The 22,712-nt window shown below is 69.5% G+C and carries 16 protein-coding genes and 4 pseudogenes; 13 read left to right on the forward strand and 7 right to left on the reverse strand.

All coding sequences use genetic code 11. The annotated features are described in order from the left end of the window. Positions 1-34 precede the first annotated feature (34 nt). The 4 genes from ACFWVC_RS11745 to ACFWVC_RS11760 form a co-directional block, all read right to left on the reverse strand. Complete coding sequence (locus ACFWVC_RS11745) at positions 35-550, reverse strand: DinB family protein (protein WP_384282604.1); 516 nt, start codon at positions 548-550, stop codon at positions 35-37. 572 nt (positions 551-1,122) lie between these two features. Then, on the reverse strand, positions 1,123-1,965 hold the full coding sequence (locus tag ACFWVC_RS11750; protein WP_384282609.1) for a phosphotransferase: 843 nt from the start codon (positions 1,963-1,965) through the stop codon (positions 1,123-1,125). Positions 1,966-2,376: 411 nt separating this feature from the next. Then, complete coding sequence (locus tag ACFWVC_RS11755) at positions 2,377-3,030, reverse strand: hypothetical protein (protein WP_384282613.1); 654 nt, start codon at positions 3,028-3,030, stop codon at positions 2,377-2,379. A 169-nt stretch (positions 3,031-3,199) separates the two neighbouring features. After that, positions 3,200-7,240 (reverse strand): S8 family serine peptidase, encoded by a 4,041-nt coding sequence (locus ACFWVC_RS11760; RefSeq protein ID WP_384282616.1) that lies wholly within the window; start codon positions 7,238-7,240, stop codon positions 3,200-3,202. A 229-nt stretch (positions 7,241-7,469) separates the two neighbouring features. On the opposite strand from ACFWVC_RS11760, the gene ACFWVC_RS11765 reads away from it, so the two are divergent. From ACFWVC_RS11765 to ACFWVC_RS11775, 3 genes are all read left to right on the forward strand, one after another. After that, positions 7,470-8,444, forward strand: coding sequence for a transcriptional regulator (locus ACFWVC_RS11765; protein WP_384282619.1), 975 nt, complete (start codon positions 7,470-7,472; stop codon positions 8,442-8,444). A 73-nt stretch (positions 8,445-8,517) separates the two neighbouring features. Beyond that, on the forward strand, positions 8,518-9,156 hold the full coding sequence (gene pnuC / locus ACFWVC_RS11770; protein ID WP_384282623.1) for a nicotinamide riboside transporter PnuC: 639 nt from the start codon (positions 8,518-8,520) through the stop codon (positions 9,154-9,156). Then, complete coding sequence (locus ACFWVC_RS11775; protein WP_384282625.1) at positions 9,153-10,253, forward strand: AAA family ATPase; 1,101 nt, start codon at positions 9,153-9,155, stop codon at positions 10,251-10,253. Before pnuC ends, ACFWVC_RS11775 begins: the two co-directional genes overlap by 4 nt. Before the next feature lie 81 nt (positions 10,254-10,334). On the opposite strand, the gene ACFWVC_RS11780 is transcribed toward ACFWVC_RS11775, so the two are convergent. Further along, on the reverse strand, positions 10,335-10,643 hold the full coding sequence (locus ACFWVC_RS11780) for a hypothetical protein (protein WP_384282627.1): 309 nt from the start codon (positions 10,641-10,643) through the stop codon (positions 10,335-10,337). A 409-nt stretch (positions 10,644-11,052) separates the two neighbouring features. Here ACFWVC_RS11780 and ACFWVC_RS11785 point away from each other — a divergent pair. Continuing rightward, positions 11,053-11,556 (forward strand): annotated as a pseudogene (locus tag ACFWVC_RS11785) (hypothetical protein). A gap of 601 nt (positions 11,557-12,157) precedes the next feature. Next, positions 12,158-12,574, forward strand: a pseudogene (locus tag ACFWVC_RS11790) (DDE-type integrase/transposase/recombinase); the annotation flags it as partial. A 36-nt stretch (positions 12,575-12,610) separates the two neighbouring features. Here the strand turns inward: ACFWVC_RS11790 and ACFWVC_RS11795 are convergent. Beyond that, positions 12,611-13,153: pseudogene (locus tag ACFWVC_RS11795) on the reverse strand (IS3 family transposase); the annotation flags it as partial. Between ACFWVC_RS11795 and ACFWVC_RS11800 the strand changes: the two are divergent. Then, positions 13,142-13,567 carry a hypothetical protein gene (locus ACFWVC_RS11800; RefSeq protein WP_384282878.1) on the forward strand — a complete coding sequence of 142 codons (426 nt, stop codon included), beginning with the start codon at positions 13,142-13,144 and terminating at the stop codon, positions 13,565-13,567. The pseudogene ACFWVC_RS11795 and the gene ACFWVC_RS11800 sit on opposite strands and share 12 nt — an antisense overlap. A gap of 411 nt (positions 13,568-13,978) precedes the next feature. Here the strand turns inward: ACFWVC_RS11800 and ACFWVC_RS11805 are convergent, their stop codons facing one another. Next, the gene (locus ACFWVC_RS11805) at positions 13,979-14,968 is read right to left on the reverse strand and encodes a helix-turn-helix transcriptional regulator (protein WP_384282630.1); all 990 of its coding nucleotides are present in this window, start codon (positions 14,966-14,968) and stop codon (positions 13,979-13,981) included. Positions 14,969-15,063: 95 nt separating this feature from the next. Here ACFWVC_RS11805 and ACFWVC_RS11810 point away from each other — a divergent pair, with 95 nt between their 5' ends. The 7 genes and pseudogenes from ACFWVC_RS11810 to ACFWVC_RS11840 all read left to right on the forward strand — a co-directional run bounded on the left by ACFWVC_RS11810 (position 15,064) and on the right by ACFWVC_RS11840 (position 22,651). Further along, entirely contained in the window at positions 15,064-15,462 is a 399-nt protein-coding gene (locus ACFWVC_RS11810) for a VOC family protein (RefSeq protein ID WP_384282633.1), read from the forward strand. 38 nt (positions 15,463-15,500) lie between these two features. After that, the gene (locus tag ACFWVC_RS11815) at positions 15,501-16,328 is read left to right on the forward strand and encodes an alpha/beta fold hydrolase (protein WP_384282636.1); all 828 of its coding nucleotides are present in this window, start codon (positions 15,501-15,503) and stop codon (positions 16,326-16,328) included. Beyond that, positions 16,321-16,632 carry a hypothetical protein gene (locus ACFWVC_RS11820; RefSeq protein ID WP_384282638.1) on the forward strand — a complete coding sequence of 104 codons (312 nt, stop codon included), beginning with the start codon at positions 16,321-16,323 and terminating at the stop codon, positions 16,630-16,632. Before ACFWVC_RS11815 ends, ACFWVC_RS11820 begins: the two co-directional genes overlap by 8 nt. Further along, positions 16,629-16,997, forward strand: a complete 369-nt coding sequence (locus tag ACFWVC_RS11825; RefSeq protein WP_384282641.1) for a hypothetical protein — start codon at positions 16,629-16,631, stop codon at positions 16,995-16,997. Before ACFWVC_RS11820 ends, ACFWVC_RS11825 begins: the two co-directional genes overlap by 4 nt. A 39-nt stretch (positions 16,998-17,036) precedes the next feature. Next, a pseudogene (locus ACFWVC_RS11830) lies at positions 17,037-17,855 on the forward strand (IS5 family transposase). Between the two features lie 103 nt (positions 17,856-17,958). Beyond that, complete coding sequence (locus tag ACFWVC_RS11835; protein WP_384282643.1) at positions 17,959-18,693, forward strand: major capsid protein; 735 nt, start codon at positions 17,959-17,961, stop codon at positions 18,691-18,693. A gap of 277 nt (positions 18,694-18,970) precedes the next feature. Then, complete coding sequence (locus ACFWVC_RS11840) at positions 18,971-22,651, forward strand: LamG domain-containing protein (protein WP_384282646.1); 3,681 nt, start codon at positions 18,971-18,973, stop codon at positions 22,649-22,651. Positions 22,652-22,712 lie beyond the last annotated feature (61 nt).

Raw genomic sequence — 22,712 nt, forward strand, 5'->3', positions numbered from 1 at the left:
CGCTTCCCGCCCCTGGGCCGATGCACGACAGATCTCAGGCGCCGGTCCGCCCGTCGACGAGCTCACGCACGACGTCGAGGTGGCCGTTGTGGCGGGACGTCTCCTCAATGAGGTGGAGGATCACCCAGCGGAGGTCGACATGGCGGCCGTCACCGATGGGACGTTCGGCCGCCGAGTTCAGCTCGTGGTCGGCCACCAGACGACGGTAGCGGGCGCTCTGCTCCTCGTACTCGGCGAGAAGCCGGGGCAACGGGATGTCGACCGCCGTCCGCATCTCGGGGTCGGGATCGTCACCGGTCGCCTCGGTGAGCGGCCCCGCGGGCTCCTCGCCCAGGAACATCACTTGGAACCAGTAGTACTCGACCCACCGCAGATGGCTGATCAGCCCGCACAACGTCATCAGCGGTGAACCCGGGAGCGGGGCCTTGCGGGCGTCCTCGGCGGACACGCCCTCGCACTTGGCCCGCGCGGTGTCGCGGGCGTAGTCCAGGAAGGTGGACAGTTGCGTACGCTCGTCCCACGTGGGAGGCGTGTCGGTTCGTTGAGTCATCGCGGGGAGTGTCCCGCAGCTCGGAACGGGTGTCGACTCGATTGATCGGAAGCACCGTCGAGTGCCACGGCACCGGCTGTGCCGGGTACGGCGTTCAGCGGCTTGAGGGGTGTGGCTGCGGACACGAGGACGGCTGTCGCCGATCTCCCCTCACGACATCGCGAGCGCAGGGCCTCAATGGCCTGCACCCGGCTCTTCGGGGTCCGCCGGGGCCCCACTCCCCGACGCCCTGCCGCACGGCTCGGGCGGTGGCCGCGTTGCCCGCCAACGCTGGAGTCGCAACAACGATGAGGCCGCCGTCAGTTCGTCGGGAGGTGGCCGTCTTCCGGCTGGTGGGGACTGACCTGGCTGCGGCGTCCTGTGCGTCTTCGTCCATGGGTGCATGCCGGTCTCCCCTGACCGCAGTTCGTCCTGCAAATCCAGGGACACCGCATGGTCGGATCAACGCGGCGAAGCCGGGCAGTAGGGCACCGCCGTCTTCCCGAAAGGGCAGGCGTCACATGCTCGGTGCCGCCATGGCGCACCGGAGCAGTTCCCGTGCAGGTCAGATCGAGTGTGGGGCTCGATCGGCGCTATCTCTCCGGGCGGCTTTCGAGCGCGGCACGGACCCGACGCAGCCCCTCCACTCTCCAGTGGTCCCGGTCGGGCATCTGATCGTGCCGGCGCCAGCGCCAGGCGGAGAACATGGCCCAATTCAGGGCGCGGCACCGGTCGATCAGGGAGTGGTCGGCTCCGGCGTAGTACTTTCCCACCTCTTCGGGCGCGTGGGCGAGGTCGAACTCGATCGGCCCACGGCAGCACGTGGCGAGGTCGACGAACAGCAGCCCTTCTCGCGTGCGGAGGACGTTGCCCGGATGCGGTTCGCCGTGCAACAACTGGTCGCTGGCTCTCGCGGTGTTGAGAACGGCGCCCAGTCCGCCGAGTGTGCCGCTGAGGAGGTCCCGGTCGGCATCGGCCAGCTCGGGGGACCGCTCCCGGTCGTCGACCTCTTTCAGTGCCACGGCGACCCGGTCGCCGGCATGGGGTGCGTCCAGAGCGATCCGGCGCAGGGCCGCATGGTGCCGCAGGAACAGGTCCGCGTAGTCGGCCGGCGCGATCACCTGCTCCGCGGGCTCGTAGTAGGTCCACAGAGAGATGGCGAAGGCATCACGCACGTACACCCGGGGCTCGACCCGGGGCTCCAACCCGGCCACCGGAGCATCGACGTCGGCGAGACGGCGGGCGACCTCCACTTCGAACTCGGAATCGGCCAGGTGCTCCACAGGCGCGACCCGTGCCAGAACATCGCAGGGGACCAGGCGCAGCGCGACGCGGTCCGAGTTGTGTACGACGACCACGTCGTCGACCCGGAGGCCCAGTTCACGAGCGGTCGCCCGTCCTGCCTCAACCGCACGGCGGAGTTCGCGTTGCTCCATGTCGTCCTTCCTCGTCGTCGAGTCCCGGATGCCTTCGCGTGCTCCATCCGGCGCCCGATCCCGGACCCGGCGACAAGCATCGCAAGGAAGGACCCGTGCGTGCCTTGATTTTTTTCCGGCCGATCATGCGATGCCCTCGCGGGCGACGGCGCGGATGGCGGCCAGGCGTTTCCGCTGTCGACGTGAACGCGTCCGGCACCCACCCGGACGCCTGATGCCGCCACCGGATCGGTTCGGCGGGGCGGGCGGCCTGACGAGGCTCTCCTGCCGGCACTGCGGTGAGGAGTGCGCAACCGGCTGGTGGGCCGAGGCCGTCTCGGAACGCCACGACGAGGGCTTTGTCCCGCTCGTGGTGACGGTTCCCTGTTGTGGCGTCGACACGTCGCTCAACGAGCTCTGAGCGCAGGTACGTCATCGCGCGATGGCGCAGTTCCTCCATGCCGTGGCCAGGGCCCGCGGGATCTGCGGGATGTCGGCGCAGCCGTGCGGGCCCGCGGGGAATCCGTCGCTGGTGATGTAGGTCCAGTCGCCGCCGGAGCCGGCGCGGAAGTACTTCATGGCGCTGCCTTCGTCCTGGAGGTTCACCAACTCTCCCTCGGTCGCGCCACGGGTGGGCTGGAACTGGGTGGCGGCGTAACGGACCGTGCCGCACTGCCCGTAGAAGAAGCGGAGCGGCACGGGCGCGATGTGCTCGAAGCGGGGGAAAGCACGCCGGTAGGCCTGCGTCACCGCGGCCTTGACCTCGCTGCCGACGGTCAGATTGCGGCAGCCGGGGACGGAGGCGGGCGCCGGCGGGGCCTTTGTCGGGGCTTTGGCCGGTGCCGTGGAGCTGTGCGACGGCGTCGGCGTCGCGGCGGAGGGCGAAGGGGCGGCGCTGGAGGACGGGGCCGAAGGAGAAGGCTCGGCGGAAGGCGCGTCCGCCGAAGCGGAGGCCTCCGGGGAGGGCGAAGTGGTGCTGCCGGCGGCGGAGTCGGACCCGGACCCGGAGGAATCGGTGCACCCCGCCAGCAACAGGGTGCAGCCCAGCAGTGCGGCCGCTATCGAGGCACTTCTGATTCCGGACAACTCGGGTCTCTCCTTCGGTCGGTACTCCACTCGCCTTCCACCACTCCCGCAGCACTGCGGAGGGTTGCACAGGAACCTGTGTCCATGGTTGCGATTCGGTATAGGCGCAACGCCGCGGGGGCGGGAAGCGATGATCGCTTCCCGCCCCCGTGGCACAACCGCCCCGCGCTCAGTAGGAGAACTGGCGGATCTGCCCGTCGTACGCCCCGTACGTCCAGCCGGTGCGGGTCGCCGGGTCCAGCTGGACCGAGTTCATCACACCGCCGTGGACCAAGGGACCGCCGTGGCCCCCGATCTGGAAGCCGGTCAGCGTCTTCACCACCTCACCCGTCGTCACGTCGATGACGAGCAACTGACCGGTGGCGTTGTTGTCCGAGACGAAGACCTCGCCGGAGCCCGGGTAGCTCACGCCCTCCGCTGCCGTGAACGCCGCTACCGCGAGCCCGTTCGCGCCGTCCACCGCCATCCCCGTGGAGGCGCCGCGCCGTACGGCCACCGGGTCGTCCGATGCGCCGGTGTCCGCGTTGAGCGAGCCGAGGACGCTGGTGGGGACGATCTTGGTGCTGGGCGCGGTGGCCGACAGGTTGTAGAGCGTGCCGGCGTCGTCGGAGGAGAAGCCGTTGCTGCAGCCGGACATGGTCCCCACGGACGTCACGCTCCGGGTCTGCAGATTCACGCGGGGGATCTGGACGCCGCCCAGGCAGAGGGCGACGGGGGCGCCCTTCGCCAGATAGACGTCGCCGGTGGAGGCGTCGATGTCCAGGAGGCTGTAGGTGCCCTTGGGGACGTCCGGCAGGTCGGCGGGGATGGGGGCCGCGGTGGTGCCGTCCTTCAGGTCGACGGGCAGCACCAGGTCGCTGTTGTCGTCGACGGCCCGCAGCAGCAGCAGCGCGCCGCGGGAGCGGGCGGCGTCGACGCGTCCGACGACGAACCGGTAGTCATCCGCCGCGAGCGCGGTCCGTCCGACGAGGGCGCCGGTGGCGGTGTTCCAGGTCTCTACCTGCACGTCGCCGCCGGACGTCGCCTGGTGCACCACGAGGGCGCGGTGCGTGGCGGGCGCCGCGCCGATGACCTCGTACTCCGACTCGTCGCCGGTGTCCGAGGCGATGACCGGGCCGTAGAGGCCGGTCCTGGTGGAGTAGTGCCGGATCTCGGTGGCGCCGGAGACGGTCCGCAGGGCGGCTATCGAGTCGTCGCCCGCGGCGGCGAAGGACAGGACCGTGCTCCCGGCAGGGGTGAGGCCGTCGTCGACCTCGAGGGTCGAGACGGGGGACGCCTGGCCGATGACGCGGTGCTTGCTGTCGAGGGCCAGTACGCGCACGCCGTAGACGGTGGAGGTGGACAGGCCCAGCCGCAGGGCGTCGAGGCCGACGGTGCCCTTGGTGGCGGGCAGCACGCGGTGGGCGCTGGAAGGCGTGTCGACGCCGTTGTCGTCGAGGGCCGTGCCGTTGACGTTGGTGAAGGTGTTCAGCGAGTTGTGGCGCGTCGGGGCGGGCGCGGCGAACTCCACCTGCGCGTACCTCGCCCCCGGGACGTCGCGCACGTCGTACCGCAGGGTGAAGCCGGCGTCGGCGCGGGTGACCTGGGCGCTGTGCGCGGGGACGCCCTCCTGCCCGGTGACCAGCGGCGCCTGCGGGCGCTCGTTCGCGGTGCCCCCGTCGACACGGACCGGCGCGAACTCCCCGTAGCCGATGAGGCTCGGGCTGGCCCCGAACCTGGACTGGACGATGCCGATGCCGTAGAGGCCGCCGCCGGCGCCGAACGCGTCGGCGGGGATGGTGACCGTGCCGGAGCCGGCGGTCAGCGCCTGGTGCCACGCGGTGGTGTGGATGGGCGCGAGGACGGGGTTCCAGTGGCCGACGGTGGACACGACGAGCTGCGGGTTGTTGAGGTTGGCGACGCCGGACAGGTCGTAGGTGACGGTGACCGAGTGGCCGGCCTTCACCACCGCGGGCGCCTTGGGCGCGGTGGCCTCCACGTAACGGCCGTCGCTGGGGCCGACGGTGAGCGTGCGGCGCACGGTGGCCTGGGTCCGGCCGCCGGTCTGTACGCGGTAGGTGACGGTGATCGCGCGGTCGGAGTCGGAGACCACGGGGAGTCCGGCGGCGCCGAGCAGTTCGGCCGGCGTCACGCGGATCGCCGGGGTGCCGGAGCGCCAGGTCCGCGCGCCCACGGTGAGCGTGTACGTGGGGCTCGCGCCCTTGGGGAGACCGGTGATATCACCGGCGAAGGTCACCGGACCCACCAGGCCCATGCCGTTGCCCCCGGAGGCCATGTCCCCGAGGTCGATGCGGTTCTGGTCGGTCGCCTCCAGGAACTGCCCGCCCAGCGCGCCGGCGGTGACCCGGTGGGCGACCGACAGCCGTACGGCCGCGGTTCCGCCGCCGCGGTGCTGCCCGAGGACGTCCTCGACGGCGGCGGTGACGTCGATCTGCCGGCCGACGTTGAGCTCGTGGTCGATCTGCGCCGGGGTGGAGACCTCGCGGCCGGTCCGCTTCAGTACGTCCCGTACCTGCGCGGGCGTCAGGTGGTGCCCGGCCAGGCCGGCGGCCTGGAGCACCACGGCGGCGGCCGCCGCGATCTCGGGGGCGGACGCGGACGTACCGCCGTTGAGGACGGGCGTGACGGACTGGGCGTCGCCCCGGTCGGTGTGGGTGAAGGCGACGATGTTGTCGCTCGGCGCCGAGAGGTCGATGCGGGTGCCGAAGCCGGAGGAGAAGGTGCCGAAGCCGCTGATGCGGGTCTCGGCGGTGGTGGCGTCCCCGGTCCGGGAGGCGAGGGTGTCGTCCAGGGTGGTGCCGCCGGCGGCTATCGCGCCGCTGTCGGGGACGCGGGACGGGGTGGTGGAGGAGGCCACGTCGTTGATGTCGGTGGCTTCCTTGCCGTTCCTCGCGGTGTCGGTCGGCGTGCTGCCGCCGTCGGGGCCGACGGCGGCCGGGGTGTACAGGCGGGTTCCGTCGTTGGAGGAGATCACCACCACGACGTGGTCCTTCTGGACGATCGAGGCGACGACGGACCGGATGTACGGGTCGTCCTCCAGGTAGCGTCCCGGGAAGCCCTGGGCGTCGGTGCCGAAGCCGAGGCTGGCGGTGATGACGTCCGGCTTGGGCGACTGGTGGGCGGCGGCCAGGAGCGCGGTCGCGATCTGGTCCATCGTCGGCTGCTGCGGGACGACCAGCCGGTAGTCGGCGCCGGGGGCGACACCGAGCAGATCGGTGTAGTCGCTGCCGGTCCGGCCGGGGCGCTGGCGGTCGTGCGCGAGGGGCGACATGACGCTGAAGTCCAGCAGGACCTCGCCGAGGACGGGGTCCTGGTCCTTGGTGGAGGCCGTACCGCTGAGGGTTCCGTCGGGGGCCGCGACGTAGGCGGGGATCAGCGGCATCGACGGTAGGTCGAGGTAGCGCTGACCTTCCTTGAGCACGGTGGTCGGGCCGTGGCCCTGCACGTACGGGTCATCGGCGTCGGCCATCGCCTGGTCGGTCAGGTCGCCGATGGAGACGTTGGTGATGGTCCGGCCGGCGCCGGGCTGCTGCCCGTAGCGGCCCTGGAGGATGTCGAAGGCGCCCACCGCGTTGACGCCGCCGGCGTTGAGGAAGGCCTGGGCGGAGTTGGCGAGGGCGAAGTTGGTGGGTATGGGGGAGGCGCTTGGGGCGGTCGGTGGTGTGTGCTTCGCGGACACCTTGGCGGTGGTGGGCAGTTGCTGCCCTCCGGTGTTCATGGTGTTCACGTAGCGATTCGGCTCGGCGCCGACGATGCCGGGCGTGCCCTGGAGGGCGCGGGCGACGGCGGCGGAGTCGCGGTTCCCGGTCCGTACCACGTAGGTGCGCGACAGGTCGGCGGCTTCGTCTCCCAGGCGGGTGCGGGCCGATGTGGTCATCGACTCCGTGGCCGCGGCCGACAGCGAGGGGAGCAGCGGCTGGAGCGAGGTGGCCCCGACCGCGTTCAGCTTCTTGTTCACGGCGGAGCTGCTGGTCCCGGGGGCCATGGCGTGGGCCCTGCTGCCCGGCAGCTTGCGGCCGGTCACGGCGGTCTGCTGGGAGAGGGTCACCAGCACCTGCCCCGGGACGACGCCGGCGCGCTGGGCGGGCAGCGCCTTCTGCGGCGACGTGTCGCCGAGGGACGGGACGGAGCTCCCGCCCGCGGGACCGGGAGCGGCGGAGGCCGGCAGCGCGGCGGTGAGGGCCAGGAACACGACGGACGTGACGGACACGGCACCGAGACGCCGTCTGCCGTGCGGATGGGCACGCGACATGGGACACCCTTTCAGCGGGGCGAGGGTGTGCGGGGGGACACACCGCGGCACGCTGACGCCCACCTCAACGCAGGGCAGCGAGCTCGCTGCTGGAAGATGTCAAGTGCGGCGGACGAGACGCAAGGTGGGGAAGGTGGCCTACCTCCGCCAGGTGGCCGGTTGGTGCCACGGAGGTGTGGGAGAGGGCATGGAATTTAACGTACTGGGGTTCACGGCGGACATGGAGCGCGTGTACACGGCTCTGGTGGGGATGCCGCGGTGCACGGCGGCGGAGCTCGCCGACGCGTGCGCGATGGCCGCGCCGGCCGCGGGGAAGCTGCTGTCCGGCCTGGTCAGGGACGGCCTGGCGGTGCGCAGCGCCGGGCGGCCGCCGAGGTTCTCGGCCGCGGCCCCCGATGTCGCGGTCGGCGCGCTGATCACCGAACGGGAGCAGCAGCTGGGCGAGGCCCGGGCGCTGGTGCAGCGGCTGATAGAGACGCACCGGGAAGCGACCAGGATCAGCCACCCGGACATGGCCGCCGAACTGCTCACGGACCGCGAGGACATCAGCAAGGCCGTGCACCGGCTGACGACCGGGGCGCGCCGCGAGGTGTGCGCCTTCGACCGCCCTCCGTACGTCGACCGGCCCGGCAGCAACCTCGACGCGCAGCTGGAGCGCCAGCGGACGGGTGTGGCCCACCGGGTGATCTACGACCGCGAGGCGGTGGCCTGGCCGGGCCGGCTCCAGGGCGACATCGTGCCGAGCGTCCGGGCGGGGGAACAGGCGCGGATGCGGCCGGAGTTGCCGCTGAAGCTGGTGATCAGCGACAGCAGTGCCGCGATCATCCCCTTCAGTCTGGCGCCGGGCGGCCAGTCCGCGGCGTATCTCATCCACCCGTCGCCGATGCTGGTGGCGCTGCAGTCGCTCTTCGAGGCGCAGTGGGAGCGGGCGATCCCGCTGGGGGAGTCCGGGCCGGCTTCGGCGGAACCGGGGCAGCCGGATGCCGAGACCCGCACTCTGGTGAGCCTGCTGGCCTCGGGGCTCACGGACGCGGCCATCGCCCGCACCCAGGGCTGGAGCGCCCGGACCACGCAGCGGCGCATCCACCGCGTGATGACCGAACTCGGCGCGTCCACCCGCTTCCAGACGGGGCTGGCGGCGGCCCGGCGGGGGTGGCTCTGAGCGGCGGGAAAAAGTCGCTTGTCCCGGAACTCCAGGCGGATTATCGTCAGGGTGACATTTAGGAGGTCACCGCGTGGTTCTCGCGGACATACTCGCCCCGCTTCAGGAGCCCCTGTTCACCCTGCTGGACACGCCCGTCAGCTGGGTGGAGGTGCTGGGCTTCGGCAGCGGAGCGCTCTGCGTATGGCTGGTGGCCCGCCGGCACATCGCCAACTGGCCGATCGGCATCGCGAACAACCTCTTCTTCATCCTGCTCTTCGCGGGAGCCGGCCTGTATGCGGACGCCGCCCTTCAGGTCGTCTACGTGGCGCTGGCGGTGTACGGATGGTGGTCCTGGATCGCCGGGGCATCGGGGCATCTCGCCGTCAGCCGCACGGACGCCCGCACCTGGCGCATCCTGGCCACCGCGACGGTGCTCGCCACCGCGGCCCTGACCGTGCTGCTCGACCGGGCCACCGACTCCACGGTGCCGTTCTGGGACGCGCTCACCACGGCGCTGTCGCTGGCCGCCACGTACGGCCAGTGCCGGAAGAAGGTCGAGTCCTGGTACCTGTGGATGGCCGCCGACGTCGTCTACATCCCGCTGTACGCGTACAAGGGGCTCTACCTCACCTCGCTCCTCTACGCGGGCTTCCTGCTGCTGTGCGCGGTCGGACTGCGCGCGTGGCTCGGCGAGGCGACGGCAGCGGCCCGTAAGCAGGTCCTGGCATGAGCGAGTTCGACCACGGCCTGGTGCTCGGCAAGTTCTATCCGCCGCACGCGGGCCACCACCACCTGGTCCGCACCGCCGCCGCGCGCTGCCGCCGGCTCACGGTGCTGGTCTGCGCCTCCGCCGTGGAGTCGATCCCACTCGCGGACCGCGTGGCTTGGATGCGCGAGGAGCACCCCGAGGCAGGCATCGAGGTCGTCGGCACGGTCGACGACATCCCCGTCGACATCACCGACCCCACGGTCTGGGACGCCCACATGGCCATCTTCCGCGCCGCCGTCCCCGACCCGGTTGACGCCGTCTTCACCTCCGAACCATACGGCGAAGAACTCGGCCGCCGCTTCGGCGCGACCTCGGTGACGGTGGACGTCGCCCGCACGACCTACCCGGTCTCGGGCACGGCGGTGCGCAAGGACCCGGTGCGCTGCTGGCCTTTGTTGGCGGCCCCGGTACGGGCTGGGCTGAGCCGCCGGGTTGTCGTCGTGGGCGCGGAGTCGACCGGCACGACCACCATGGCCGAGGCCTTGGCGGAGCACTACCGTGCGCGCGGCGGGGTGTGGGAGTCGACGCGGTGGGTGCCGGAGTACGGCCGCACGTACAGCGAGGAGAAGTACGCACAGCTCTTGGCCGCCCACCCGAACGCGATGTTCAACGACGTCACCTGGAGCTCCGAAGAATTCGAGCTGATCGCCGAACGTCAACTCGCCGACGAGGACGCGGCAGCGCGCTCCGGCTCCCCCGTCCTCTTCTGCGACACCGACGCCCTGGCCACCACCATCTGGCACGAGCGCTACATGGGCGCCCCCAACCCCCAGGTCGAATCCATCGCCGCCCGCAGCCGCCACCACCTCTGGCTCCTCACGGATGACGCGGGAGTCCCCTTCGAGGACGACGGCCTCCGCGACGGCGAGCACCTCCGCACCTGGATGACGACCCGCTTCCGCGAGGAGCTAACCCGCCGAGCCCTCCCGCACGTGTTCCTGACCGGCCCCCACGACGAACGCCTGCGCACCGCCGTGTCCGCCGTCGACGCCCTCCTCACCCACGCCTGGCACTTCGCCGCCCCCCTCCCGGAGCGGGGGCGGCCCGACGTGCCGTAGTGACCCTCATGTCGCCCCGGGGCGGACGGAGGTGAGCTGTTCCACGGTCCGGTGCCGCGCGGCGTGGGACGTCGGGCGTCATCAAGGAACGACGGTTCGGAACTGACGCAGGGACGCCGCGAGATCCGATCCGGCCGCGTCGTCGTCCGGGAAGCGGTGCAGTTCCGCACCGGCGAACTCCTCGGCCGCCCGCAGGACCTCGGCGAAGAGTTCTTCCGACCGGGTCGTTCCGACGTGTGTGTTCCCGCTGGAGATCGCGATTCCCCGACGTGTCGGCCTGAACCGGATCGTGAACGACGAGTCGGTCCCGACGAAGGTCACCTGCTTCCCGGTGCTCCGCAGGACGGCCAAATGATCCAGCAGGAGCGACAGCGCCAGGTGAATCATCATCCCCTGGTCCGGGGAGTGGCCATGGGAGGCCGCAGTACCGGAGTCCCCGTGACGACGATGTCACCCAGGTCGAACCCGCACGGATCCCCCTGATCCGGGCGGCGGGAGAAACGGAACCGGATCGCGCTCAAGAGTTCGGCCCTTCGCTCAGTGCTGGAGAGACACGCTGCGCAGGTCGTCGTGGTCCCACGGGCGGCAGCGGCGCTGCGCTCACGTCGGTTCCCCCGTCGCCGTACGACCGGCCGGCCACTGTACTGCGGGTGCGTTCCGGGCCGGCGCCTTTGCCGCTTCCACGTGCCGCCGGGCGTCCGCACCCCGCCGTCGGCCACGCACGGCGTCGTGTGCCTGTGGACATCCAGTGCCGTCCCGCCGGTGTGGCGTGCCCCCTCGGTGCACAGGAGGTGGCGCGTTGTCGGATTGGGAGAGGTCGAGCACCGCGCGGGTGATCGCACCTGCCCGTTCCCGCAAGCTCGCGAAGGTACCGTTCGTCAAACTGGCCGACGGACGCCTGAAGGCGTCGTGTCGAGCGGCCCGGACATCGAGCGGGTCTACGTCTCGTCGGTCGCCGCCGGCACGTACGCGTACGCCTGCAGCACGAACAGCAACCGGCCCTGCGGCGGCGCGCGGGGCGGCTTCTGCAACCACAACGGGCCCTGAGCGGCGAGGCGGTGCTGCAGTACGGCGCCGAGCGCGTTGCTCGGTACCTCAAGGCCGAGCCGGCGGACGGGGAGCCGGACGCGCGCAGACCATCACTGGGGCGATGACCGGCGCGCGTCCGCCGCAGGGGGACTCGCGGGCCGCCGCGCAGGTGTTCGCCCGCTTCCTGCGGCACCTGGCCTACCTGGAGCTCGCCGCCACCACCGCGCCGCTGCCGGAGATGCAGTGGTTCCCGGCGACCAGGGCGGTGGCGTGATGCGTCCGCAGCACGCTCAGGCGGCCGCAGGCCGGTGCGCCCCGGGGCGGGTGCTGGCGGACCCGGGGCTTTGGCTGATGGCACGGCGGAGGGGAGAAGCCGGTTCGGGTGTTCTGCCCGTGCCGGCGCCGGGTCGTTTGCCGGGGGCTGTGGGTGGGTGGATAGTGCCAGAGGTGCGTCCGGCGGTTGGGTCACCGCGGCCGTGTGGTGTCCCGGTCTGCGTTCGGGGGCGGCGGGTACCGGCGCCGGGGTGTGCGTGGTCTCGCCGTGAACGCTGCGCATGACGGGATGATGCCCCGCACATCATGCCCGGGAGCGCCGCCCGGTCTGGCACGCTCAGGCGTGCGGGGTGTCTACGACGATGCTGGGAACGGGTGGTGGCAGCGGAGCCAGGTTCGGTGAAAGGTCAGTACCCGCGGTCGTAGATCGCCTGCAGCCACGGTTCGCGGACGGCGGGTATGCGGGCCCGTGTGTACCGGAATGCGGCGCGGGATGGCGGCAGCGGTATCGGCGGGTGTGGTGGTAGGGGATCGTCGGTCGCGTTCCACGCCTTCAGGTAGGCCTGTGACGACCGGTAGCCGTGTGTGCTGGGGCGGTGGGCCAGTTCGGCATCGTCGGGCTGCACCTGCGCAGGAAGGTCCGCACCACCATCCCCGAGCCGTCGGCGACACCGGTGCCGGACCTGCTCCAGCGCGACTTTGCTGCCCCGGAGCCGAACACCAAGTAGGTGGGAGACATCACCTATCTCCCGATCGGAAGCGGCCAATTCCTTTATCTGGCAACCGTGTTGGACCTGTGCTCGAATCGCCTGACGGGCTGGTCGATCGCCGACCACATGCGGACCTCGCTGGTCACCGACGCACTCAGGGCCGCAGCAAGGGCCCGCGGCAGGGACGGTCTGCGCGGGGCGGTGTTCCACAGCGACAACGGGGCGCAATATGTGTCGAAGGAGTTCGCCCAGGTCTGCTCGGAGCTGGGTGTGACAAGATCGCGCGGCGCGGTCGGCACCAGCGCGGACTGGCCTTCCCCCGTGATGGTGGACACGCTTCGTTGATCACGCGGCGAGCGTGAGCTTAGCCGCGTGGTGTCGGCGTTCGTATTCGTTGGGGCTGAACGGACCGTTGGCGGAGTGCCGTCGGCGGGTGTTGTAGCGGGTCAGCCAGGCGAAAACCTTGTTCCTGCAGGTGACCGGGTCGCCGTAGTCGTGGGCACCCTGGAGCGTCTCGCGTTTGAGGGACGCGTGGAAACTCTCGCAGGCCGCGTTGTCCGCGCTGCTGCCGACCGCGCCCATCGACCGGGTGACCTTGAGCTGGTCGCAGAGGTCGGCGAAGACCCTCTAGCCGTATTGGGCCTCGTGATCGGTGTGGAAGACGGAACCCTCGAGGCTGCCGCGGGTGCGGGCGGCCATCCGCAGTGCGTCGGCGACCAGGCCGGTGCGCATGTGGTCGGCGATGGACCAACCGACGACCTTGCGGCTGAAGCAGTCCAGCACTGTCGCGAGATAGAGGAACTCGCCGTTCGCGAGGGGCAGGTAAGTGATGTCGCCCATGTATTTCCGGCCCGGTTCGGCGGCGGTGAAGTCCCGCTGGAAGAGGTCCGCACCTGGGAGGCGGCGGTCGTCGACTCCGTCGCGGCGTTCCGCCGCTCGGTGGACGACATCGTCACCGACCAGCGCTCAGTCGAACTCGTCGGCGAGCTGTCCATGGCCAGCAACCGCTTCCGCACCCTGTGGGCACGGCACGACATCAAAGCGCTCGGCTACACCAGCACCGTCAACCATCCGGTCGTGGGCGGACTGCACCTCAACCGCGAGAAACTCTCCGTCGGAGACCTGCTGCTCGTGCTCTACTACCCGGACCAGGACAGCGACGCCGCCGAGAAGCTCCAACTGCTGACCTCCCTCGCCCCTGCCGGCGGGCAGCAGCCCGCTGCGGCCATCGACCCGCCGACAGGCCGCGACGTCGACACCTGCCACCGATCGCAGGACCGTCGGGGCCCACGCAGACCGTGACGCCCTGTTCGCTCCGACGAATACGCTGTCGATCACCGAGTTGGCAGTGTTCCGACCCGCGAATGCAGTGATCGTTTCGGATTGTGTTGATCGTTGCGGGATTTGCTCTCGTGACGTGGCCCGATCGGGTGAGCCGTTGTGCATGACGCGAGTGCAACTAACATATGTGGACTGGGAGTTGATCGCCGTTTCTGCCGATCGGCGATCACGGCCCGCATCCCGCGCGGCTGCGGCAGCAGTTCGAGGGCTCGCGAACGGCGACGACTCGGCGTTCCGCCTCCACGGCAAGATCAGTAGAGGTCAGGTGCTCGAGGGTGCGGCGGGTCGGCGCAGGACGCCTCCCCGGCGGGGGTGAGTCATGTCCATGCAGACCGATCGTCGCCACGAAATGGGCGCCGGCTATTCGCGCTGTCAGGCGTTGCGGGCGTAGGAGGCGAGGCGACCGGCGAACGCGGTGACCATGTCGCGCAGTTCGGCGGGACGCTCGATGACGAACGGCCGGTCGAGTGAGGCGAGTACCGGCGGCAACCAGTCCAGCCGCTCCGCCCGCAGCTCGGCGCGCAGCCAGCGTTCGGCCGCCTGGTCCTCGCCCGTCACAGGCGCGTCCTCCTCCAGGCTCGCGACACTGGCCGGAAGGTGGGCACGGATCTGTGCGACCGTGCCGTGGATCCGCAAGGTCACCTCATGCCGGTACTCGGCCGTGGCGAACGCCGTCACCACACGCCGCGCCGGATCGAGGTCCTCGGGCGCTTCGAACGAGCCCGGCAGGGTCCGCGCGTCCGCGATGCGGTCGAGGCGGAAGGTTCGGTCCTCGTCGAGCCGGGCGTCCTTGCCCGTGACGTACCACCGGCCCGCATGGGCCACGATCCCGTACGCGTGCAATGTGCGTTCACTGCGCCCACCGCCGCGGTCGGTGTAACGGATCGAGACCGGGCGGCGGTGGCGCACCGCATCGGCGAGGGTGAGCAGAACCTCGCCGTCCGGCGTGTTGAACTCACCGGGCTGGTCGGTGAAGGCGAGAGCTTCCAGGAGGGTGTCGAGGCGGTGGGCGATGTGCTGGGGCAGCACCCGCCGGATCTTCGCCGATGCCGTCTCGCTTGCCGTGCGTTCCGTCGTCGTCAGCCCGGCCCGGCGGCCGGCGACCAGGCCGAGCAGCACCGCCAGTGCCTCGTCGTCGCTGAGCATGAGCGGAGGGAGCCGGTACCCGGGGGCGAGCCGGTACCCCCCGTAGCGGCCCCGTACCGACTCCACCGGCACGTCGAGGTCGATCAACTGGTCCACGTACCGCCGCACCGTGCGCCCTTCCACACCGAGTCGCTCGGCGAGCTCCGCCACAGTGCGGGTGCCGCCGGACTGCAGCAGTTCCAGGAGGGTCAGCACGCGGACAGTGGGGCGGGACACATTCCCAGCCTAACCCGAATACGGGACCGATTGTGTCCTCTATTTCTCCTAGCCTGCGACATGCAACGACCACCGGCACAGCCAAGGAGATTCCCATGGACTTCGTCTCGATCCGCATCATCACCGGCGACGTCGCCCGCCTCGTCGACTTCTACGAGCGAGCCACCGGGGCGCGGGCGACATGGGCCACCGAGGACTTCGCCGAGCTCAGGACCGCGGGCGCCACCCTCGCCATCGCCGGAACCCGCACCGTCCCGCTGTTCGCCCCGGGCTCGGCCCGCCCGGCGGACAACCACAGCGTCATCACCGAATTCCTCGTCGACGACGTGGACCGCGTCCACCAGAACCTCACCGGCTTCGTCACCGACTTCGTCACCGAGCCCACCACCATGCCCTGGGGCAACCGGTCCCTGCTGTTCCGCGACCCCGACGGCAACCTCGTCAACTTCTTCACCCCCGTCACCCCGGCAGCCATCGAGAAGTTCGCGCGCTGACTGACCCGGCACTATCGAGATTGACTACGGAGATCGCCATGACTGAGTTCCTGAACGTGGAAGATGGCACCATCGCCTACGAGGTGACCGGCTCCGGGCCGCTGATGGTGCTTGCGCACGGGATCGGCCAGAGCCGCGACGCCTATCGGTTCATGGTTCCAGAGCTGGTGGCCACCGGTTACCGGGTCGCGGCCGTGGACCTGCGAGGCAGCGGCGAGACGACCGCGACGTGGCCGTCCTACACCCGGACCGACATCGCCGGCGACCTGATCGCACTGATCGAGCATCTCGGCGGTCCCGCAGTGCTGGTCGGCCACTCCATCTCCGGCGGCGCCGCGACGATCGCCGCTGCCAAGGCGCCGGCGCTCGTGAGCGCCGTCGTCGAACTGGCGCCGTTCACCCGCAAGGTGGAATATTCACTGAGCGCCCTGGGCGTGTCCCGCTACCGCAAGGCCGCGACCGCGATCTCGGCCGTCGCGATGCTCGGCAGCCACAAGCAGTGGCGGAGATACCTGGAGCTCGCGACCCCGGAGCCGCGCCCGGCGGACTGGGCCGCGAGCCTCGAGCGCACCGACGCCATGCTGCACGAGCCGGGCCGGATGAAGGCCCTGCAAAAGCAGATGAACAGCGCCGCCGACGCCGGGGCCCAACTCGGCAACGTGCACTGCCCGGTCCTGGTCGTCATGGGCACCCTCGATCCCGACTGGAGTGACCCGAAGGCCGAAGGCGAGGCCATCGTGGCCGCGCTTCCGGAAGGCGTCGGCCGCCTCGAGATGCTCCCGGGGGCGGGCCACTACCCGCACGTCCAGTTCCCGTCGACAGTGGTCGGCCTGATGCGCTCATTCCTGAAGACGGCCCGTGCCTAGGGCCGGACTCGACCGGGCCACGGTCGGTGCGGCCGCGTCGGAACTCGCCGACGAACTCGGCTTCGCCGGCCCGACCATGGGCCTGCCGACCGGGCGGGTCGGCGTGCGGACACCGTCGGTCCGGGCCCTGTGCACCGTCATCCAAGGCTTCGTCGGCCTCGACAGCGACGATGCCTTCCAGATGGAATGCGACCCCGCCGACAGCCACTGGTTCGTCGTCGACACGCTCATCAACGGCATGCGACCCGAGGCCGCCAACGGCGGGCCCGGCACGGCGCCGCTCCATGCAGGGGAGGGAGCATGACCCAGGCGGCCGACTCCCCGAACCGCACCAACGCCGCCTCCGGGCTACGGTTCCTGACCGAACTGATCGGCTGGACGGCCACTCCGTGGGCGCTGCACCGGGTCGACTGGGCGGTCGCGACCGCCGCGCTGGTCCTGCTGATCGGACTTCCGGCCGTCGTCGGAACACCCGGCGACCGCCCCTTCGACCCGCCGGTGGCGATCCCCGGCGCAGCGATGCTCCTGCTCGTGCTCCTCGAGGTGGCCGCCGCAGCGGTGGCGCCGTGGTTCGCGTGGCCCACGTGGGCCGCGGTCGTCGCAACCGCGCTGGCCGCGACGTCGGTCGTGCTCGAACAGCCGCGCTGGCGTTGGCTGTTGCGCCACTAAGACAGTGTCCTATGTGGTGAGGCGGACGTTGATAGCGGTATGGGGCGGGGTACGTGGAGTTGGATTGTTCCGGACGGACTGTGGGAGAATCGCGGAGCCGCTGATCCCGCCGTCGAGGGTGCGACCGCAGGGCGGCGGAACCCGAGACACGCCTGATGAGACGCTGTTCGCGGCCATCATCTACGTCCTGGTCAGCGGATGCGCCTGGCGTCAACTGCCGCCCTGCTTTGGCATATCGAAGTCGACGGCTCATCGCCGGTTCCTGATCTGGTCCAGAGCCGGCGTCTGGGGCCGCCTGCACGAGGCGGTGCTGCACCGACTCGATGACGTCGGCCTGATCGACGTCACCCGTGTCGTCCTCGACACCGCCCATGTCAGGGCTAAAAAGGGGGCGAACTCACAGGTCCGAGCCCTGTGGACCGGGGCAAGTCGGGCTCCAAGATGCACGTTCTGTCGGACGCGAACGGACTGCCCCTCCTCGTTGGCATCTCGGCCGCCAACACCCACGACAGCGAAGGGCTCAAGCCCATGATCGAGGGACACCAAACGAGACACGACCCCCACCGTGGCCGCCACTTCAAGCCCCAGCGCCTGCACGCGGACAAAGCCTACGACCGCACCGACCTGCGCAGATGGCTTCGATGGAAGCGGATCGGAGTACGTATCGCCCGCAAAGGAATCGAGTCCAGCGAACGATTAGGGCGCCGCCGATGGGTCATCGAGCGGACCATGTCCTGGCTGTCCGGCTACCGGCGCCTGAGCCCTCGCTACGAACGCAATCCCCGCAACTACCTGGCCTTCCTCGGCCTCGCCGCCGCCCTCTGCTGCTACAAACGACTCGTCCGCCTCACCACATAGGACACGGTCTAAGACGCCTTCCAGCGGGAGCGGGCTAAGATGCTCCGCTAGACGACTGCTGGTTGTGGGCCGGGTCTCCAATCGATCACTGGAGATCCGTCCCATGGCCGCAGAGTTCGAGCTCCCCGAGGACCTGACCGCCCTGACCGACGATGAGCTGTCCGAAGCCCTTGACGGCGCCCGCGCCGCCTTCGATGCCCTCTCGTCCGCCGACAACGTCACCCCCGATGGCCTGGTCCGCATGCGTGAGCTGGCGGGCGATGTCGAGGCCATCCGTACCGAGCAGGCCGCCCGCGCGCAGGCCGCCGAAGAGGCCGCTGCCGAGATCGAGTCGCTCGCCGCGCAGATCCGCGGCGACGACGGCGGCGAGGAGCCCGAGCCGGCCACCGCGGCCGTCGAGCCCGCCGCGCCTGCTGCTCCGGCCGAGCCCGCCCCGGCGCCCGCCCCCGCGGCCCCCGCGCAGACCGCTTCCGGTGCGCGCCGCACCCTGAACCTGTCCGGAGTGCGGCAGCGTCAGCCGCGCGTCCTGCCCGAGCTGCCCGCCCCCCGCACGTCCATCACCGCGGCGGTCGACGTCCCCGGCTACACCCCGGGCAGCCCGCTCCAGTTCGACCAGATCACGGCCGGCATCATCTCCCGCGCCAACGCTCTGAAGACGGCAGGCGGCGGCGTTGGCCAGGTCATCTCCTACCGGCACCCGTACCCGGCCGAGGCCATCGTCACCGACCCTGGTTGCGCGATCGGCGGGTATGCAGGAGGCGTCGCACTCAGGAGATGGGCTCGCTTCGATGAGCAATTTTGGGATTCAATGGATGGGTATGCCACATGCGATACGTAATTAGGTAAATGGTAATTCAAATCTCTATAGCATTCATCGTCCATTGAGGTTCACGTCACCATCAGTCCCCTATTGACCCGTCCTGATCCGGTCATGTCCACTACAGGTCACCCCGTGGCGCAGTTGGACCGTTGACCGTGTGCATATGCCGCAGGTTTGATCACTGAAGCTGTGTAGATCTTGTGATCCTGGGGTGGGGCGTATGGGGTGGGGTGTGTCACGTCGTCATGCGAGCGTGCATCGGAATCGCGGGAGACGGTTTGTCTCGGGTGTGACGGTGGCTGCGTTGTTGGCTGTGGTGCCCGTTGTGGGTTCATCGGCTGCGACGGCACAGGCGGCTGCACAAGCAACGCCGACGAAGACGCCGTCTGAGCAGGCTGCGGACTCGGGGGAGCCGGTGGAGGTCACGGCGCTGCGTACAGAGTACTCGACGACGATGGCGAACCCGGACGGCACCTTCACGCTGGATCAGTCGGCGTCGCCGGTGCGCGCCAAGGCACCGGACGGGTCGTGGCGCGGCATCGATCCGACGCTGGAGCGCCGAACAGACGGCAGTGTCGGTCCGAAGAGCGCAGTAGCGGACCTGTCCTTCTCCGGTGGCGGTGACGGCCACGATCTCATCCGGGTGGGCAAGGACGGCCGGTCGGTCACGTTGGGGTGGCCGACAACGTTGCCGTCGCCGACGTTGGATGGTTCCACCGCCACCTATGCCGAGGTCCTGCCCGGGGTCGATCTGCAGTTGACGGCCACGGCTGAGGGCTACCGTCAGGTGTTCGTGGTGAAGACCGCTGAGGCTGCCGCCAACCCCGAGTTGGAGAACATCGAGCTGACTGCCAAGGGGACGCGGCTGGACGTGGTTCCCGGAGCCGGCGGTGGCATGAGGGCCATTGACGACAACGGGAACACGGTGCTGCGCGGCCCGGCGGGGCAGATGTGGGACTCGGCGGGCAGCGAATCCCAGGCCCGGCCTGAGGCTCAGTCGCTCGTGGCGAAGTCGGAGTCCGAGCCCGTGACCCAGCCGAATCCCGGTGACGTCAGTGCAGTCCTCCCGGTAGCGGTGCAGGACGGCTCGGTGAGCGTCACACCGAACCTGGACGTGCTGCGCGGCCAGGACACGGTCTACCCGGTATACATCGACCCGCCGGCCAGTCTGACGATGTCGGAACGCACGGTGCTGTCCTCTGACGGTGACAAGTTCTGGGATTTCAAAGGACCCATGGGAGTCGGTCGCTGCAGCGTGGAAGGCCCCTGGTATTGCGGCGAAAACTACACGAACCGCATGTACTTCGAGTTCGGCGCCGGCGGCCTGAGCGGAAAGTACGTCCTGAGCGCCACATTCCGCGCCTACGAGACGTACTCGTTCTCCTGCGACCCACACATGGTCACGTTGGATCGGACCAACAACATTTCCGAGGGCACCAGGTGGCCCGGTCCCGACCAGCTCGACCACCTCGTTGACACGTACGTCTCCGCGGGCCGCGGCGACGAATGTACTCCCGCGCAGCCGGATGCCTGGATAGATTTCAAGGACAATTCCGGCGAAGCGGATGAGAACCTGACCTCCACGGTTCGAAAGCTTGCCGACGGATCGATCTCCCGGCTGACGCTGAGACTGAGGGCCGACAACGAGGGCGATCCGGATGCCTGGAAGCGGTTCGATGACAACGCCTCACTCCAGATCAAGTACGTGCCCAAGCCCGGTGTTCCCACTGACGCTGGTGTGAGGCCGGGAGACAGCAAGGCCGCGTACTGCAACACCTCCCCTTCGTCTCCGTTGATGGTTACCCGCACTGACCCGATTGTGCAGGCACGGGTGCAGACGCAGACTCAGCCGACGAGCGGTGAGGACAAGGGTTCGTTGCGGGCGGAGTTCCGGGTGGCGCGCCTGAATCCCGACAATGGGTGGGAAGAGGTGTGGGCAGAGGAGCAGCCGGCGTCGGGTTGGCATCCTGACGGCACGCTGGAGACGATGCCGAACACCCGCACCAATGGCATCACCTACCGGTACCGGGCGCGGACGCAGTCCCACTGGTCCGAGGACGGAAAGTCCGGTGACCTGTACTCGGCCTTCTCTCCGTGGTGCTACTTCAAGATTGACACGACCTATCCGAGCCCGCCCCAGGTCTTCGCTGACTCGTTGCCCTACGTGGCATGCGATGAGGTGAGCGGAATCTGTGTAGAAAAGGGGCAGCCCGGCCAGGTCGGGTCTTTCACCTTCAAGCCGAACGCGGTCGACAAGGACATCGTCGCCTACCGTTGGTACTTGAAGACCGGGAACACTACGAAGGAAATCGGCGCATCGACTCCTGCCTCCTGTGCCAACCCCCCGGTGACGACACAGAATCCGGCCGTGCAGGTAAAGGCCTGCGTCACCCCGACGCTTGCCGGTACACAAACGCTCGTCGTGGATGCGAAGGACGCCAGCGGCCATTGGAGCTCCTCGAACGAGCTGAGGTTCAAGGTCAAGACGGCTCCAGGCGCGCTGGGCCGCTGGCACTTGGACGACGGCCTGCCCGGCGATAACCAGGATCCGGATGAGCGTGTGACCGTAGCCAAGGACTCCGCTGTCGAGGGCAGCACCCGGAGCAACGCTACGCTCTACACTTCCGGTGCCGGCTGGGGTGGCATTGGCCGTCGGGGCGAGGCGGACTACTCGCTGTGGTTGAACGACTCCACAGATCCGGCGCGGCAGACCGGATACGCCGCGACGTCGACGCCGGTGGTGAACACGCAGGATTCGTTCACTGTCTCGGCGTGGGCGTATCTGGTTGACGGTGAAAACACCCAGGCTGTGCTGACCGCCAACGGCAACAACGCCATGTCGTTTGCCTTGTACTACTCGGGAAACTCCAAGAAGTGGGTGTTCAGCCGGTCGGACCGGGACGAGACCGACAAGACCTACATCGTGTCGCAGTCCGACACGGCGAATCCGCCGCTGCGGGTGTGGACGCACCTGACCGGGGTGTTCGACGCGAAGAACAGCACGAACAGCGCCGACGACACCATCCAGCTCTTCGTCAACGGCCGCCCGCAAGGTCAGCCAGTGCTTCTGAAGAGTGCCGCCTCGGGCTACAACCCGTGGCCTGCCACCAGTGGCCTGCAGTTCGGGCGGTTCTACGGCGGAGGCTCCTACACCTACTACTTCAAGGGCCGCGTGGATGAGGCGGCAGTCTGGCAGCAGGCGTTGGGCGAGGACGAGATCCGCCAGGAGGACCAGCTTCTGACCGATGATGGCCAGCCGGCAACGGAGATGGTTGCCGACTGGGACGCCACCACGGCCGGCGCCACCAGTACCTCGATTCCCGAACAGAGCCAATACCCGCTCGAAGGTCTGAGGCTGGCGGGCGGAGCGAGGATCAACGCGGACGACAACTTTGCGGTGTTGGACAGTGGTACGGGCTACGCCTACACCCCCACGGGTCCGGTGGTGGACGAAACGGGCTCGTTCACGGTCACGGCCCGGGTCAAGGTAGATACCGCCGCTTTGGCGAGCCAGCCTGCCGGGTACCGCGCCCAGGTCGTGAGCCAGCAGGTCGGCGGCAAGGAGTCGTCCTGGTCGCTGTGGCTGCAGAAAACGTCCGGCGGATCGTTCGTGTGGTGGTTCGGGCGTACGGCGGTTGACGCTTCTGGTGCAGTCACGGCCACAGCAGCAGTGTCCTCGGAAGAGGCGACGCTCACGGACTGGGTCCAGCTCACCGGCGTGTTTAACGCACAAGAAGCGGCCGTGTCCGGTCACGGCCAGCTCCACCTGTATGTAGCCGATGGCGAGCAGGTACAGGGCGACCAACCGGACTTTGCTCAAGCGAGCCAGGGATCCGGCGAACTCGCTGCCGGGCGCAGTACCACGGCTGGCACGCCGGGCGGGTACCTGCCAGGAGGCCTGGCGGAAGTCCGCATGTGGGTCGGGGCGATGACGGCCGACCAGATCAGCAGCATCGTCATGCCGAACGCTGACTAATACGGATACGCGGGGTGCCCACCTTGTGTGGGCACCCCGCCCCTCAGCACATGCGATCGAA

This window comes from Streptomyces sp. NPDC058691 (genome assembly GCF_042714775.1).
GTDB lineage: Bacteria > Actinomycetota > Actinomycetes > Streptomycetales > Streptomycetaceae > Actinacidiphila.

Excerpts from the sequence above, each read along its gene's own strand:
- ACFWVC_RS11745 (WP_384282604.1), bottom strand. The coding sequence starts at position 550 with ATGACTCAACGAACCGACACGCCTCCCACGTGGGACGAGCGTACGCAA.
- ACFWVC_RS11750 (WP_384282609.1), bottom strand. The coding sequence starts at position 1,965 with ATGGAGCAACGCGAACTCCGCCGTGCGGTTGAGGCAGGACGGGCGACC.
- ACFWVC_RS11765 (WP_384282619.1), top strand. The coding sequence starts at position 7,470 with ATGGAATTTAACGTACTGGGGTTCACGGCGGACATGGAGCGCGTGTAC.
- ACFWVC_RS11775 (WP_384282625.1), top strand. The coding sequence starts at position 9,153 with ATGAGCGAGTTCGACCACGGCCTGGTGCTCGGCAAGTTCTATCCGCCG.
- ACFWVC_RS11780 (WP_384282627.1), bottom strand. The coding sequence starts at position 10,643 with ATGATGATTCACCTGGCGCTGTCGCTCCTGCTGGATCATTTGGCCGTC.
- ACFWVC_RS11810 (WP_384282633.1), top strand. The coding sequence starts at position 15,064 with ATGGACTTCGTCTCGATCCGCATCATCACCGGCGACGTCGCCCGCCTC.
- ACFWVC_RS11815 (WP_384282636.1), top strand. The coding sequence starts at position 15,501 with ATGACTGAGTTCCTGAACGTGGAAGATGGCACCATCGCCTACGAGGTG.
- ACFWVC_RS11825 (WP_384282641.1), top strand. The coding sequence starts at position 16,629 with ATGACCCAGGCGGCCGACTCCCCGAACCGCACCAACGCCGCCTCCGGG.
- ACFWVC_RS11835 (WP_384282643.1), top strand. The coding sequence starts at position 17,959 with ATGGCCGCAGAGTTCGAGCTCCCCGAGGACCTGACCGCCCTGACCGAC.